The sequence below is a fragment of the Ruoffia sp. FAM 24228 genome (genome assembly GCF_045528575.1).
Classification (GTDB): Bacteria; Bacillota; Bacilli; order Lactobacillales; family Aerococcaceae; genus Ruoffia; species Ruoffia halotolerans.
This window is the reverse complement of record NZ_JBGQQZ010000153.1, coordinates 1-612: the sequence shown is the minus strand read 5'-3', so window position 1 is coordinate 612 and position 612 is coordinate 1. Positions and strand designations below refer to the sequence as shown.

Below are 612 nucleotides of genomic sequence, written 5' to 3'. Positions count from 1 at the left end.
GATTTCTTTGTGTTAAAATGAGTGTGTGACATGAAGATTCTCTCCTTATACTATGTTGTGGTGACTTAAGTATAACGAATCTTCATGTCTTTTTTTAGTGTTGCGTTTCATCTTACAACACACCAAATTTTTTTAATAAGCAATTAACATATATTACTCATAGTCCTTCAAATTATTATGATATAATAGAAATTCCCGTTGTTTTCAAAAACAATTGGAATAGTTCTCGTAGAGGAATAAATAATATGTTTAAAGCTGGACAGGCTAATTATTTAGAACAATCTAATAAATATCCGTTCACCAACACTTTCCCTTATAATAGAAAGCTCAAATTCTTTACAGATGATAATAAGATATTAGAGGGAAGATTCGATGAGGATCATGATGGTCGTTTATACTTTTATGATGATATTTACCAATACTTTGCAAATAGGTTAGGTATAAATGAAAAACGCCCCATCACTTATCTTGACTTAGAAAAATATAATCCTGAACAATTCATACTTTTCGTTGAAACATGTGCCAACTGCCTAACGGCAGCTTAAATTTACTTTTTCATTTTCACCTGTTAAGTGATGAAAAAAGAACCCCATTCTGATATTGTAAAGGTGT

The 612-nt window shown here is 30.4% G+C and carries 1 protein-coding gene; it reads left to right on the top strand.

Features of this window, described 5'->3' with window-relative positions; translation table 11 throughout:
- Positions 1-152 precede the first annotated feature (152 nt).
- A complete protein-coding gene (locus tag ACEN33_RS12460) occupies positions 153-545 on the top strand; it encodes a hypothetical protein (protein WP_407095214.1) in 393 nt (130 codons plus the stop codon).
- Positions 546-612: the final 67 nt, after the last annotated feature.